Here is a 14,866-nt window from a genome sequence, read left to right as displayed (position 1 = left end):
CGTGTGTTACACAAACTACTGTTACCACTCCAAAGGAGTGAACAGCAAAAGCCGTGCAAATTATACGGGGCACTCCTACGATTTCAATCTGTAAGTAGAGAAAAGGTGAACAATTATTTAAAATTCTTTCTGAAAAGGAGTTTTTCCCGATAATCTTCGCTAAAAATCGCGGAACTACCGCTTTTCAGTTCGCTTCACGTCAGTCTTTTTCTCCGGAGACCGCCACTATTTTTGCGGTAAAGCGAATAGTACTCCCGAAAAAGACCTTTAACCTCACATTTAGTGTTGTTAATTAAGCTTCTGTTATTTCATTTTTTTATCAATTATTTTACAAACTGGATAAATATAAAAAATAAGCGCCGCCGATGCCGGTTAAAAAAGAAGAAGAATTTATAAAAAAACGCTGTAATTTATTCGACCCCGAATGCCAGGGGCCCGGAATGGTATTGCGCAGATTTGCGGGGATAAATAGAATTGATCATTGGGAATGCAGGGACGATTAAAAAGGGGGATTGTGCGAACTCCCCCCAAAGACTGAATAACCGTCAGTGTGTGACAAAAGGGATTAATAACACTTAAAACGGCTTATCAGGCGGACTTGCGCTGGCTGATAATGCTGAGCGCATTTTGTACAATGCCCGTCACGCCCATGCCTATTCCGGCGGTAGCCAGAATGGGTGAGAATCCGACGATAGCGGCGATCCCTCCCCCTAACAGAGCCCCTGACAGTTTAAAGTTAGATTTCAGGTTCAGGCTCGCACATCCGGCATCAACCACTGAACCGATGGCAAAACCCATCGTTGCGCCGATAGGGCCCGTGAAGAAAGTGAACAGACCCCCGCTGACCTGATTTGTTTCGATCACTGAAAGCTCTTTCATAATATATCCTTATATATAAGCTGCTATATTTTGATGACATTTCCCGACAATTTCCCGAAGGGAAGCCAGGACCAGGTGTAATAAATACACCACATCTTTAATCTACATCAAAAAAAAACCTTAGTAAACAACAGGGTATATACAACTAAATCATTTACTTAACAACATACCGTCAGGGAAGAATCAAATAAGAAAAATAAATACTTTAAAAAACTAAAGAACCCTTCCCTGTAAAAATAAACAAAAACTGAACCGTGAAATTTAACTAAAACCTCAATGCAATCATCAGAGTAACGCTATTTACTGTTAAGACTTCCGTCAGAAATTCTGTAAAAGAGATTTACTCATTGGCCCTGAAGTTATCCGACCCGGTGATTATGACAAATACTCCAGTATCGATAATCAGCGCCATCACCGATAGCACACTATCTGTTGAAAGTTCATAAAGAGTTAACCTGCAGGAGCGGTGGTTTTTTGAGAGTTTTACTATCCTGACGGCGTCAGTCAGGACTTAACAACCTTTTTTATGTGATAGATATCACATAAAAAAGTGAAAATAGGATAGTCAGCATCGGGGAAGGAACATTACCGGCAAGGGTTGCCGGTATGAGAGTTCAGATCTTATTTCTGCTTCAGAATCACCAGATGACGCTCACCTTCCAGATCGGGCACCTGTAATGATATGACGGACTCCAGACTCAGATGTTCAGGAAGTGCCGAGAGCTCTTCATCCGGTATCTGGCCTTTCAGTGCATAAAAACGGCCCTGCCCCGCCGCCGGCAGGTGATGACACCAGCTCACCATATCCTGCAAAGACGCAAATGCACGGCTGATGACCCCGTCAAACAGTGGCTCATCAGTAAAGGCTTCAACACGGCTCTGCACCGGGGTGATATTTTCCAGTTTCAGTTCGTGCTGTACCTGACGTAAAAAACGGACGCGTTTACCCAGACTGTCCAGCAGGGTGAAATGTGCGTGCGGACAAACAATCGAGAGCGGAATCCCCGGTAATCCGGGCCCGGTACCGACATCAATAAATTTATTACCTTCCAGATAAGGGGCAACCACAATACTGTCCATAATATGGCGGATCAGCATCTGCTGAGGGTCACGAACCGATGTCAGGTTATAAGCTTTGTTCCATTTGTCCAGCATACCGACATAACTGACCAGTTGATGTTTTTGCTGATCGGAGAGCGAAATACCAGCCCGTTGAAGTAGCGAGGAAAGTGTATTTATCACGAAGGACATTCCTGTTAGCGGGGAAACCGAATGGTTTCCCCTGCAGTTACTGAAGACTCAGGCGCTTTTACGAAGCAAACCCTGCTTTTTCAGGTAAATAAGTAAGATAGAGATGGCTGCGGGGGTAATACCGGAAATACGTGAAGCCTGACCGATGGAAGAGGGTTTATGATCGTTAAGCTTCGCGATCACCTCATTTGAAAGCCCGTTCACGTTACGGTAATCGAGGTCGGCAGGTAATACCGTATTTTCATTACGCTGCTGGCGGGAGATCTCTTCCAGCTGACGGGCAATATAGCCTTCATATTTTACCTGAACTTCCACCTGCTCAGCGGCTGACGGATCAGCAAGCGACGGACCAAAGCCGGGTAATGTCATTAATTTTTCGTACGTCAGTTCCGGTCGGCGCAGCAGATCTTCCCCGTTCGCTTCTTTGGTGAGCGAGGCACTCAGTACCGCATTGATCTCTTCCACATTCCCGGACTTGGGATGTACATGAATATCACGTAAGCGCTGACGCTCCTGTTCCACCGATTCCAGCTTCCGGTTGAAATGGGCCCAGCGCTCATCATCCACCAGCCCCAGTTCACGACCGATAGCAGTCAGACGAAGATCCGCATTGTCTTCACGTAACATCAGACGATATTCGGCACGGGAGGTAAACATCCGGTACGGTTCTTTGGTTCCCAGAGTGCACAGGTCATCGACCAGAACACCGAGGTAAGCATTATCCCTGCGCGGGGTCCAGCCTTCTTTATCGGCAGAGAAACGTCCGGCATTCAGGCCGGCCAGTAATCCCTGAGCAGCGGCTTCTTCATATCCGGTGGTGCCGTTAATTTGTCCGGCAAAGAACAATCCGCTGATGTATTTACTCTCCAGCGTCGGTTTCAGATCCCGTGGGTCAAAGAAATCGTACTCAATGGCATATCCCGGACGGATAATTTTGGCATTTTCCAGTCCGTTCATCGAGCGGACAATCTGCATCTGTACATCAAACGGTAAGCTGGTCGATATTCCGTTCGGATAAATTTCGTTACTGGTCAGCCCTTCCGGCTCCAGAAAGATCTGATGAGCATTGCGATCGGCAAAGCGCATCACCTTGTCTTCAATCGACGGACAGTAACGGGGGCCGATCCCTTCGATCACCCCGGCATACATCGGGCTGCGATCGAGGTTATTACGGATCACGTCATGCGTTTTTTCATTGGTATGGGTGATGTAACACGCCATCTGCTGCGGATGATCGCTGGCTTTCCCCATGAACGAAAAGACCGGCATCGGTGTATCACCGTGTTGCGGCGTCAGCACCGAAAAATCGATCGTTCTGGCATCGATACGGGGAGGTGTTCCGGTTTTCAGGCGGTCCACACGCAGCGGAAGCTCACGTAAGCGACGAGCCAGCGGAACCGAAGGGGGATCACCGGCACGGCCACCGCTGTAGTTATCCAGGCCAATATGAATTTTACCGTCAAGGAAGGTTCCGACAGTCAGTACCACGGCCTTTGCACGAAAGCGTAAGCCCATCTGAGTCACTGCACCCACGACCTGATCGTTTTCGACGATAAGATCATCCACAGCCTGCTGGAAGATCATCAGGTTAGGCTGGTTTTCAAGAGCAGTACGTACTGCCTGCCGATAGAGTACGCGATCCGCCTGTGCACGGGTTGCTCTGACCGCAGGACCTTTACTGCTGTTTAGTATTCTAAACTGGATCCCTGCTTTGTCGATGGCCTGCGCCATCAGGCCGCCCATTGCATCGACTTCTTTAACCAGATGTCCTTTTCCGATACCACCAATCGCCGGGTTACATGACATTTGTCCCAGCGTATCGATATTGTGTGTCAGTAGCAGGGTTTGCTGACCCATTCGGGCAGCAGCCATTGCTGCTTCTGTCCCTGCATGACCACCACCGATGATGATGACGTCAAAAGGATCTGGATAAAACATGGAGCAGTACCTCAGTAGATTAACGGTTGGGAGTCTATCCCGGTGGAGGATTCTACTTAAATTCCCTGACCGGCGAAAGTGGCAGGATCGTTAGGGGTTTAAAAGAAAGATCTTTATTTTATGTATGATCTTTCTGTTAGATCTCTTATTAGGATCCACTGATCTTGTGGATAAGGGATTTTTCCTGTTACTTAACAGAGATCTAATGAGGATCGTATGCTGTGAATGATCGGTGATCCTTTCACGTATAAGCTGAGATCAAAATAAGGACTTATACACAGGTCAAAAAAGCATCCGGGGTTATTCATTGGATAACTACCGGTTATACGCACGTTTCAGGGTGAGTTATACACAGAAAAACCGGAAAAAAAGATCACAAAACAGGACTAATCACCACGGATCATTAGAAATAAACGATCAATCACCGTGGCTGAGGGGATCTAAATCAGTGATATCCACTGTTGAAACCATTCTGTGGCCGGATCCTCAGGGACATCGTGTTCCAGGACATCTATTTCCAGCCGATCGCCGATCCGTGTCGCGCCCAGAGTCTGTAATTGTTGATCCAGGGTTCGGATCGCACCGCAGAACAGGTCATATTCATGGTTACCGATACCGATGGCACCGTAACGGACGGCAGAAAGATCCGGTTGTGTCTCTGAAAGCGTCTGATAAAACGGTAACAGGTTGTCCGGAATTTCACCGGCGCCATGCGTTGAGCTGATCAGTAGCCAGATCCCTGTTGCCGGGACGTCATCATAAGCAGGTCCGTGCAGAATTTCGGCAGAAAGCCCTTTTGCCTCTGCAATTTCAGCCAGGTCTTCAGCGACGTATTCGGCACTGCCCAGGGTACTGCCTGTGATAAACGTAATATCCGCCATCGATCTTCCCTCTGTTAAAGGCGAGCATTGTACGCTGTGATCAAGCAGTGATCCACCTGTGGACAACAAGGTTATTCATTTTTTATTTTCTTCGGAAGGGGCTGCCAGCACAGGAGAGAGTGATGAATAAGGTTATCCACAATGCCCCGGGGATCAGGGCTTGATGGTTCTCATGATCGGGTTCTGTAAAGAGATAAGCGTTTCGGTAGACTGAATTTCATCAATGGTCTGTATCTTATTGATAAGCACCTGTTGAAGCGCATCGATGGAGCGGCACATTACTTTGATAAACACACTGTAATGGCCGGTGGTGTACCAGGCTTCCACAACTTCGTCGAGTGCTTCCAGCTTGCTCAGGGCGGCAGGATAATCACGGGCACTTTTTAGAATAATGCCGATAAAACAGCAGACATCAAATCCGAGTTTTTTCGGATCAACGTCAATACGGGTACCGAGGATAATCCCGGCCTGACGCATTTTTTCGACACGAACATGGATCGTACCGGCACTGACACTGAACTGCTTTGCGAGCTCAGCATAGGCCGTTTTGGCGTTATTCAGCAGGGCGTTGAGGATATCGCGATCAAGTTGATCGAGTTGCAGTGTATCAGCCATCCTGTTTCCTTATCTGTCAGGTGTAAGGTAAACAGTGACAGTAATCTCCTGCGCGCAGGCTGGCAAGGAATAGCTGACCTGCGACAGCTATTCCTGCCGGGGGGATTATTTTTTACGCCACAGCGTCAGCTGGGCCACCGTATGCTGATATTTGCGGGACGTTTCCCTGATCACAAAGGGGACATCTTCCGGCGGCGCGATTTCCTCAAAATCGGCCTGCAGAATGCGCCGTAATGCCTGTAAGGTTGTTACGGCTTCTCCGTTTTCACGGAGCCCGCCCAGCCAGTTATCTTTAGGTGTATATTCTTCAAGCCATGTATAAGGTGATGAGAGTAGTAAGACGCCTCCTGTACGCAGCATCGGCGTGATGTCCTGCAGAAAACGGCGAGGTTCACGCAGTCTGTCCAGCAGGTTTGAGGCGAAAACAAGGTCAAACATGCCCGTCCGGGCCTTCAGGTTACAGGCATCACCCTGTGTAAAATGTACCGGCCCCTGTGCAGCATAGTCTGCTAAGGCATCGGTCAGCCTTAATGTCCGGTAATCCACCAGCTCACCCTCACTCGGGAGCTGGTAGCGTAATTCTTCTCCCGCAGAAAGCTTTTCCGCCACATCAATAAAACGTGCCGAATAATCCATGCCGGTCACCTGAGAGAAATAACGTGACAGCTCAAATGTTGCGCGGCCAGTCGCACAACCGATATCCAGGGCATGCGCCCGTGACTCACACCAGGGCAGTACTTTCTCTGCCAGTACCTTCGCATAATTGGCGATACCGAATTTATCCGGCCCGTACTGGAAATCCAGATATTGTGAGACCATCAGGTCTGTTTCATAAGGATTCACTTTCTGCGTTTCCTGGTGAGATGAGATCACATACCGGAAGCCGGCATGCTGAAAGAAATGTCGTCGAAAGGCATAACGGGCCGATTTCAGTGTCTCATTTCCTGTTGAAATGAAGCTACCGCCTTTGATCAGATTATGTTTTCCGTCAAATGTCGGTGTCGAAAAATCATCATAGAGCGGATGCACCTTGAAGCCCGGAAAACCACTGATAGGTGTCGTCGTCCATTGCCAGACATTCCCGACGATATCGTATAGCCCCGCCTGCGGAAAAAGATCGACCGGACACGGCGAGGCTGCGTAGCTCAGATTGATATTCGCCGGCAGAGGTTCACCTGCCGCAGGCTCCTCTATCCGCTGACGTAACAGGTACCACTCCGTTTCAGAAGGGAGCTGGACCGGTTCCCCCAGGACTTCTGCTTTCCAGCGACAAAATGCGGCAGCTTCAAGCTGATTCACTTCGGCGGGCCAGTCCCAGGGCATCGGGACTTCTTCCGTCATCAGTCGTAATTTAAGCTGATCGGGGTGCAATACATCACCGACCCAGAAGGTCGGATGTTCGGCACCGGCAAACTCACGCCATTGCCAGCCTTCCTCGTCCCAGAAACGGCGGGTGTGGTAGCCGCCGGCCTGCACGAATGTCAGAAACTCCCCATGACTGACCAGCATTTTACTGGCCTGAAAGGGACTGACTTCGGTTTGCTGAAAGCCATATTCATTATCCCAGCCATACGTCTCGTCTTCTTTACCCAGTGACACCCTGCTTCCTTCAATCGCCACCAGGCTATTTTCAGGAACCTGTGAACGATGGTGTCTTGCCTGAGGGCTATGGGGCCAGAACGGCGAGGGCTTTACCTGGCTGAGGGGAAGCTGGCGAATAAGCACACTGGAGGTTTCAAGGTGGATCCTTTCATGTTCGATCCCCATCAGGATAACCCATGCCGGGCTATCCCAGTGGATTGGCAGTTCCAGCGGCATCTCTTCAATAAAATGAAGTACCTGCTGCTTTACTTTCTGACGGTACGCTCTGACATCGCTGACCGGTGGCCATGAGTAGTGCTGGTCATCCAGGTCATCCCAGCTCATTTCATCCACACCGATAGCCATCATCGATTCGATGGTGGCATCAATACGGGTGTCCAGGTATCCGCCAGCCATCAGCTTATTAATATAAAAGGTCGCCGTATGGGCATAATAGAAAATAAGCGGATGGCGCAGAGAAATTGCCTTTGTCGTCCAGGCATCCGCACTGTCCAGACATTCAAACAGACTCTCATACAGTTCCCAGCTGTGGAGAAAATACTCCAGGATCTGTTGACGTTTTTCTGAGACATTTTCGCCGGTTAAAGGAACCGTATAAGACGGTAAAGGGAGATGTGGCTGACGGTCGGGTATCATTACTGAAGGGCTCCGCTATGCTTAGGCCGGTATGTACTGACTATAGCAGAGAATCATAGCCTTACCTCTTCAGACGTCGCAGTAATCGCATCCGTAACCGGGTATCAAATTTCCAGATATGATCAAAGAGTCTCAGGATCCCGGGTTTACCGTGCGGGGAAAGCGTCACGGCATGGAACCGCTGTTGCCGTTGCTGGCGGATCTTCTCCAGCCGCTGGATCAACTCTCCCGGCAACCGCTGGGCGATAAAATCGGAGATAATGACGGCATCGGCATCCCGCCAGGCCTCTGTTTCCAGCTGATCAGCGACGGTATTCAGGCACTGCGCCAGGTCGGTTCCGCCCCGGAAACGCTGACTCAGAAAACGGGTAGCCTGCTGCAGACCATCTTCCGCGGTCAGTTCATAGTGGATAACTTCGCTGGCAAATAACATCACGTGGCAACGGCGCTTTCCGGTGAGCGCGATTTTAAGTAAAGCGAGGCAGAATCCTTTGGCGCAGCGTTCGTTAAACCCGCCCATCGAGCCGGATGTATCCACACAGACAATAAAAGGGCCTGCCGGGGTTGGATCTTTCTTATGTCCGGTCACGGGGTGGTGCCGTAGTTCTTCGTGATACGACTCCCCCTGGAGCTGATAGGTCAGCAGACGTTTCTCCACCAGCCGGCGATAAAATTCCAGTTCAAGTTCCGTGATGCTCAGCGCGGCCAGTTCCGGAGGCAGCAGACGTAAAATATCATCGCTTTGGTGGATGCCGCTGACCTCTTCAGGAACGGACTCCGTATGGGGAACCCGGACCTTTTGTATACCCGTGGCGGTATTTTCGGCAGGTTCTGCCGCAGATTCGCGGCTACGCCCTAATTGTGCAGCCAGAGAAGAAAGCTCAGGATGTGTTTTCAGGAATTCGCTGTATTCCACGATTAAATCCGCATCCCCCTTTTGTAACGGCGCTTTACTCCAATCCCATAAATGGCCGGCGGCGGCCTCCTCGTCTTCTTCCAGTAAGGGGGACAGTTGACCGGCTAAGGAAATCCGCTGCTGTAATTCATTGATTATGCGTTCTCTGTGCTGTTCCAGCAGGTCTTCATTCAGGGTCGCCGTCTGTAATGTCAGGTTCAGCCGCCAGCGTTGAAAAAAAAGACTCTGTTGTGCCGGAGTAAACAGAGTGTCATCGGCCTGCCTCTTCAGATTTTCTGCTTCTTCGGTAAACGGAGAGTTGAGCTGTTCCAGTGCCTGCAGGGTTTCAGGTAACTGCTGACTGAAGGTATACAGGCTGAGTCCTTTTTGTCGCGTATAGAGTGAAAATTCCTGAGCCAGCGCAGCCGGTACCGGTGTATTTTTCTGCTCTTCGTTGATGGCGGCTTTAATCGCAGGTAAATCACGCAGCAGAGCCTTTTTCAACGCAGGGCTTTTCTCCAGAAACATCACCAGCTGCGGGGCTGCCAGGAGTGTCGTCAGAAAGTCATTAAGTGAGTCGTAATCATTAAATGTCAGCAGACTTAACAGCGTATCGATAGAAATCATTGCATTGCCTGTTCTATCTGATCCGCCACATCCTGCAGACTGTGTTCAATAAGTGCCAGCCACTTATCATCGATGAAAAGGCAGTGCTGATGCTGACGGAAAAGTAAACGTTGTGTCTGTAGCTGCTCCTTAAGCGCCTGCAGGCCGAGGGTGATTTCTTCGGGTAATGGCGTTTGCGGACTGCGGACGGAGGCGCTCAGCCCGGAGGATTGCAGACTGATATCCCGGATGTTCAACCGGTTCCGGTCATCAATATACAAATCCAGCGATTGTGCAAAGCCCATGCCGTTGAGCTTTCCTTTAATCTCTCCGCCTTTCTGAAGCCATTGGCTCAGGTCTTCTCTGCTGATCACCAGATGCGATACGTTTAAATTATGCAGTGTCAGCGGGGAGAGCAAAATCAGCGTCAGCTGTTCCTCTGTCAGATCCTTAGGTAAAGCCGGATGAGCCTTACGGCCAAACAATGTGCTTTGTTTGTCCAGCGTTAATATTTGTTGCTCATTCATCTGTCGTTGCAGCGTTACTTTACGGGCTTGCAGCTGGCGCAGTTTGAGTAAAATAGCCTGTTGCTCCCATCCGTAACCGGTGACCAGTGACTGAATTTCCTGCTCAATCAGTTGCATAGAAGCTGTGTCGTGCCATAAACAGTCTTTCAGTAATATCAGGTCTACCGGTGCAATCGCATCACGGCCACTGAAGAAGGCACTGGCCTGCAGTAGCCGGGTGGCTTTCTTCCAGCGGCGGTCTGAGATATAGGGAGCATCAGCCTGATTTTCCAGCTGATGACGTAACCGGTAAATCAGTTCAAAGACGGTATCCGGCAGGGCGATGCGGGGAATATTTTTTTGCCATTGCTGATATTCGTCATGGGTAATACGCAAAGACTCCCCCGACGGAGTGACGGGCTCTTCTCCTGATGCGGTCAGCATATTGCGGAAATTGTTTTTACTACTGACATTATCAAGGCATAGTCGTATCAGCATACGGTCATAGAGGGCTGTCAGCCCGCTGTCTTCTTCCGGGAACTCATTGGATGCGGTGATCAGTAATCGCATAGGAATAGTGGTTTCACTGTCACCGTTGCGGAACCGGCGTTCATTAATGGCGGTGAGTAATGTATTCAGGATGGCCGGTCCGGCTTTCCATATTTCATCCAGGAACACTATTTCGGCTTCAGGAAGATAGCCACGGGTCAGGCGCTGATAACGTCCTTCATCTTTTAGCGCCTGAATAGAGAGCGGACCGAAGACCTCTTCCGGTGTTGAAAAGCGGGTCATCAGGTATTCAAAAGCCCGGGCATCCTGAAATGCATACTTCAGCCGGCGGGCAATCAGACTTTTGGCAATCCCCGGCGGACCCATCAGGAATACGCTTTCACCACAAAGAGCAGCCAGCAGACACAACCGGATAGTGTGGTGTCTTTCATACAGCCCTTTTTCCAGCATATCGCTGAGGCGCGTAATTCTGTCAGCTAAAAGATGAGTCAATGCCATAATAATAATTGAGTCCTTGTAATAACCGTCGGGATGCTGCTGTCTTTCCGGCATCCTGCCATGATAAACCGGCAGAGGAGGCGCGAAATGATAATCTTTAAGATTGTCCCATCACCGCAGGGTTCTGCAACGGGTTAATAATCAATTTTAGATACCTTTTATCGATAACCGGGTGGGTTTTCTGATGAATAAGTGCATACTGTGCCACTTTGGCGGTTAATAAGGCACGTTTTTACGGGATTGGTTAAAAACAAGATAAAATGATATGAGCTCAAATAACAAACAATCAACCGGCGCATTGACGCTAGCAGCTATCGGTGTGGTTTATGGTGATATAGGAACCAGCCCGCTGTATACACTACGTGAGTGCCTTTCGGGGCAATTTGGTTTTGGCATCGAGCAGGAGTCCGTGTTTGGCTTTCTGTCATTGATTTTCTGGTTATTAATCCTTGTCGTTTCTCTGAAGTACATCAGCTACGTCATGCGGGCGGATAATGCCGGTGAGGGTGGAATACTGACGCTGATGTCGCTTGCCGGACGAAATACCGGTGCCCGGGCGACGGCCATCCTGCTTATCATGGGGCTGGTGGGCGGGAGTTTCTTCTATGGCGAGGTCGTCATTACGCCAGCCATCTCGGTGATGTCTGCAATGGAAGGTCTGGAAATTGCGGCCCCTTCGCTGGATGCCTATATTGTTCCTCTTTCTATTGCTGTTCTGACACTCCTCTTTCTGATCCAGAAACATGGTACCGGGCTGGTGGGGAAAATGTTTGCCCCCGTCATGCTCATCTGGTTTCTGGTACTGGCGGTCCTGGGTGTTAACAGTATTATCCGGAACCCTGTCGTATTACAGGCGCTGAATCCCTGGCATGCCGTGGAATTTTTCCTGCATTACAAGACGGTGTCCTTTTTTGCCCTGGGGGCGGTGGTTCTGTCGATCACCGGGGTTGAAGCCTTATATGCCGATATGGGACATTTCGGGAAATTGCCGATACGTATTGCCTGGTTTAGTGTTGTTCTGCCTTCACTGGTACTTAACTATTTTGGACAGGGGGCTTTGCTGCTTGCTCATCCTGAAGCCATTAAAAACCCGTTCTTTCTGCTGGCTCCGGACTGGGCGCTGATCCCGATGTTATTGCTGGCGACCCTGGCCACCGTGATTGCCTCGCAGGCAGTGATCTCCGGGGTATTTTCACTGACCCGGCAGGCGGTACGTCTCGGGTATTTGTCGCCAATGAGAATCATCCATACGTCTGAAATGGAATCCGGCCAGATCTATATCCCTATGATCAACTGGTTACTGTATTCGGCGGTGCTGGTGGTGATTATCTGTTTCAAACATTCCAGCAATCTTGCCGCAGCGTATGGTATTGCCGTCACCGGCACGATGATCCTGACCACCATTTTGTCCTGTACGGTGGCACGCAAGAACTGGCACTGGAATATATTCCTGGTGGGAATGATTTTCATCGTCCTGCTGTGTATTGATGTGCCTTTATTCAGTGCAAACCTGATAAAAATCTTCTCAGGTGGCTGGCTGCCACTGTGTCTGGCACTGGTTATGTTTATTATTATGACGACCTGGAAAAGCGAACGATTCCGGGTCCTGCGCCGGATGCATGAACACGGTAATTCTCTGGAAGCGATGATCGCCTCACTGGAGAAAAACCCGCCACTGCGGGTGCCCGGAACGGCCGTATTTATGTCCAGAGTGCTGAATGTCATTCCATTCGCGATGCTGCATAACCTCAAACACAACAAGATATTACACGAGCGGGTAGTGTTGCTGACGTTACGTACTGAAGATGCCCCGTATGTTCATAATGTACGTCGTGTCACTATAGAACAACTCTCTCCGACCTTCTGGCGGGTGGTCGCCAGCTATGGCTGGCGTGAAACGCCAAACGTAGAAGAAATCTTTCATCGGTGCGGACTGGAAGGTCTGAACTGCAGAATGATGGATACTTCGTTCTTTATGTCACGAGAGTCGCTGATTCTGGGGAAACGTCCATGGTATCTGCGATTGCGCGGTAAGTTATTTATGGCTCTGCAACGTAACGCGTTACGGGCTCCGGATCAGTTTGAAATCCCGCCTAACCGGGTCATTGAACTGGGAACCCAGGTAGAGTTCTGAGAAAAGGGGGGCAGGTTATCTGCCCCCCTTTTTGTATCGGCCCGCTATCTGGTCACCGAAGGCACAGGACTCGCTCTTCTTACTGCTACCGATAGCTGTGATTACTTGCTGTCTGACACCGGAGCTGATGGAGCGTGCTTCTGTTGGCAGAGGTTAAGTTTTCGCTTTTTTCTTCACGCGGTCGTGAATCAGGTGTTTACCATCCTCCGGTTTCAGTAGCAGGAAGATCAGGGCGGATAACAGCGTCACGATCCCCATACTCAGAAAGGTGGCATGAAAGTCCCAGAGAGCCTCGCCGGAAATGTTTTGCCAGAAACGTAAGACGGCTGCACTGACTGCAACACCAAAGCTGATGGCCAGTTGCTGAGTCACGGCCAGTACACTGTTCCCTGAGCTGGCATTGTCATCCGTGAGATCGGCCAGGGTAATGGTGTTCATGGAAGTAAATTGCATTGACATAAACATCCCCATGATAAACAGCGGTACCAGCAGTACCCAGAAGGGGAGAGTCGGTGATTGTAGTGAGAAGCTTGCGACGAACAGCCCGATGACACCGGTAACAATCACCAGGGTCCGGCGATAGCCCAGGCTTCTGAGTACCCGGGTCACAAGTGATTTTGCGAGGATAGAGCCCAGTGCCGTCGGTACCATAATACAGCCAGCAAGCAGAGCGGAATACCCAAAGCCTACCTGAAGCATCAGTGGCATCAGGAAAGGAACCGAGCCTGTCCCTAACCGTGAGGCTATATTGCCGATGATCCCGATAGAAAAGGTTCTCGTCTTAAACATCGGCAGACCTATCAGAGGTGCGCGGTGATTTCTGGCATGCTTTATATAGAGTAATAGCAGGACGACCCCGCTAATCAGAATAGCAGCGGCCAGTGAACTACGTACCAGTTGTTCACCAAACAACTCAATACCGACAGAGATCAGCACCAGCCCGAGACCAAACAGTAAAAAGCCTGGCGCATCAAACCGCCGTTTCGGGGTTGTGAAATCAGGCATATATTTCCGGGCAAAAAAGACACCGGCTAACGCTATCGGGATATTAATAAGAAATATCCAGTGCCATGTTGCATAGGTAACCAGTATCCCACCCAGCACCGGGCCCAGCACCGGGCCGATTAATCCGGGCATCGTGACAAAGTTCAGGATAGGCAGTAATTCACTGCGGGGATAGGCTCTCAGTAACGCAAGTCGGGCGACGGGCATCATCATGGCACCCCCTATCCCCTGGATGACCCGGGAAACCACCAGCATAGGCAGTGTGCCGGAAAGGGCACAGGTTAAGGAACCTAAGGCAAACAGACTGACGGCCAGAATAAAAATCCGCCGTGTACCGAAGCGATCAGCCAGCCAGCCGCTCACCGGAATAAGCATGGCTACGGTTAATGTATAACTGATGACCGCCGACTGCATGGCTAACGGAGGGCGAACCATACTGTGTGCGATAGCTGGCAGGGCGGTATTCAGAATCGTGGCGTCCAGAGACTGCATAAAGAAAGCCATCGCTGCTATCCAGGGCAGGCCAGACATACTGCGTGCAGAGCGAACCATTAAGTATCCTTTTATTTTCAGATAAGCTGCGGCATTTACCTTAGTCTCAGGCTGAGCATACAGCCATTATTCAGTGCTGATTCCGGAAAGAGTAATAAGTATGTAGAAAAAATAGCGTTTATTAGTGTCTTTTTTACTCAAAACAGCACATAAATTAGCAAAGTGGGCAAAAAAGCGACACTCGGCAATTTATTTGAAATAAACCCTTGTCAGAAAAAATTATCTCCCTATAATGCGCTCCCACTGACACGGCAAAGCGCGATGCGCAGCGGCGTGACAGGGACTGAAGTGATTCGGTCCGGGAGAAAAAATCACGAAATAGTGGTTGACTCCTGAGGTGAAAAGCGTAATATACGCC

General features: G+C 49.8%; 10 protein-coding genes. 1 reads left to right on the top strand and 9 read right to left on the bottom strand.

The window, feature by feature from the left end:
* Positions 1-588 precede the first annotated feature (588 nt).
* The 8 genes from ABD035_RS06765 to ravA all read right to left on the bottom strand — a co-directional run bounded on the left by ABD035_RS06765 (position 589) and on the right by ravA (position 10,817).
* Positions 589-879: a hypothetical protein gene (locus ABD035_RS06765; protein ID WP_212713643.1), complete on the bottom strand. Its 291-nt coding sequence runs from the start codon at positions 877-879 to the stop codon at positions 589-591.
* Positions 880-1,500: 621 nt separating this feature from the next.
* Positions 1,501-2,121, bottom strand: coding sequence for a 16S rRNA (guanine(527)-N(7))-methyltransferase RsmG (gene rsmG / locus ABD035_RS06760; RefSeq protein WP_212713644.1), 621 nt, complete (start codon positions 2,119-2,121; stop codon positions 1,501-1,503).
* A gap of 57 nt (positions 2,122-2,178) precedes the next feature.
* On the bottom strand, positions 2,179-4,068 hold the full coding sequence (mnmG, locus tag ABD035_RS06755; protein ID WP_343868786.1) for a tRNA uridine-5-carboxymethylaminomethyl(34) synthesis enzyme MnmG: 1,890 nt from the start codon (positions 4,066-4,068) through the stop codon (positions 2,179-2,181).
* A 440-nt stretch (positions 4,069-4,508) separates the two neighbouring features.
* Positions 4,509-4,949: an FMN-binding protein MioC gene (gene mioC, locus ABD035_RS06750; RefSeq protein WP_343868784.1), complete on the bottom strand. Its 441-nt coding sequence runs from the start codon at positions 4,947-4,949 to the stop codon at positions 4,509-4,511.
* Between the two features lie 153 nt (positions 4,950-5,102).
* A complete protein-coding gene (gene asnC / locus ABD035_RS06745) occupies positions 5,103-5,564 on the bottom strand; it encodes a transcriptional regulator AsnC (RefSeq protein ID WP_025901637.1) in 462 nt (153 codons plus the stop codon).
* A 105-nt stretch (positions 5,565-5,669) separates the two neighbouring features.
* The gene (gene ovoA, locus ABD035_RS06740) at positions 5,670-7,802 is read right to left on the bottom strand and encodes a 5-histidylcysteine sulfoxide synthase (RefSeq protein WP_343868782.1); all 2,133 of its coding nucleotides are present in this window, start codon (positions 7,800-7,802) and stop codon (positions 5,670-5,672) included.
* Positions 7,803-7,863: 61 nt separating this feature from the next.
* Positions 7,864-9,324 carry an ATPase RavA stimulator ViaA gene (gene viaA, locus ABD035_RS06735; protein WP_343868780.1) on the bottom strand — a complete coding sequence of 487 codons (1,461 nt, stop codon included), beginning with the start codon at positions 9,322-9,324 and terminating at the stop codon, positions 7,864-7,866.
* Entirely contained in the window at positions 9,321-10,817 is a 1,497-nt protein-coding gene (gene ravA, locus ABD035_RS06730; RefSeq protein ID WP_343868778.1) for an ATPase RavA, read from the bottom strand. The genes viaA and ravA overlap by 4 nt, the downstream gene beginning before the upstream one ends.
* Positions 10,818-11,082: 265 nt before the next feature.
* On the opposite strand from ravA, the gene kup reads away from it, so the two are divergent.
* Positions 11,083-12,951 (top strand): low affinity potassium transporter Kup, encoded by a 1,869-nt coding sequence (gene kup / locus ABD035_RS06725; protein WP_343868776.1) that lies wholly within the window; start codon positions 11,083-11,085, stop codon positions 12,949-12,951.
* Positions 12,952-13,104: 153 nt separating this feature from the next.
* On the opposite strand, the gene mdtD is transcribed toward kup, so the two are convergent.
* Positions 13,105-14,508 carry a multidrug transporter subunit MdtD gene (gene mdtD, locus ABD035_RS06720; RefSeq protein ID WP_343868774.1) on the bottom strand — a complete coding sequence of 468 codons (1,404 nt, stop codon included), beginning with the start codon at positions 14,506-14,508 and terminating at the stop codon, positions 13,105-13,107.
* Between the last annotated feature and the right edge of the window lie 358 nt (positions 14,509-14,866).

The sequence above is a fragment of the Tatumella terrea genome (assembly GCF_039523755.1).
Taxonomy (GTDB): domain Bacteria; phylum Pseudomonadota; class Gammaproteobacteria; order Enterobacterales; family Enterobacteriaceae; genus Tatumella; species Tatumella terrea.
This window is presented reverse-complemented; position numbering and strand designations above follow the sequence as displayed.

Excerpts from the sequence above, each read along its gene's own strand:
- viaA (WP_343868780.1), bottom strand. The coding sequence starts at position 9,324 with ATGATTTCTATCGATACGCTGTTAAGTCTGCTGACATTTAATGATTAC.
- ovoA (WP_343868782.1), bottom strand. The coding sequence starts at position 7,802 with ATGATACCCGACCGTCAGCCACATCTCCCTTTACCGTCTTATACGGTT.
- mnmG (WP_343868786.1), bottom strand. The coding sequence starts at position 4,068 with ATGTTTTATCCAGATCCTTTTGACGTCATCATCATCGGTGGTGGTCAT.
- ravA (WP_343868778.1), bottom strand. The coding sequence starts at position 10,817 with ATGGCATTGACTCATCTTTTAGCTGACAGAATTACGCGCCTCAGCGAT.
- kup (WP_343868776.1), top strand. The coding sequence starts at position 11,083 with ATGAGCTCAAATAACAAACAATCAACCGGCGCATTGACGCTAGCAGCT.
- mdtD (WP_343868774.1), bottom strand. The coding sequence starts at position 14,508 with ATGGTTCGCTCTGCACGCAGTATGTCTGGCCTGCCCTGGATAGCAGCG.
- mioC (WP_343868784.1), bottom strand. The coding sequence starts at position 4,949 with ATGGCGGATATTACGTTTATCACAGGCAGTACCCTGGGCAGTGCCGAA.
- ABD035_RS06765 (WP_212713643.1), bottom strand. The coding sequence starts at position 879 with ATGAAAGAGCTTTCAGTGATCGAAACAAATCAGGTCAGCGGGGGTCTG.
- asnC (WP_025901637.1), bottom strand. The coding sequence starts at position 5,564 with ATGGCTGATACACTGCAACTCGATCAACTTGATCGCGATATCCTCAAC.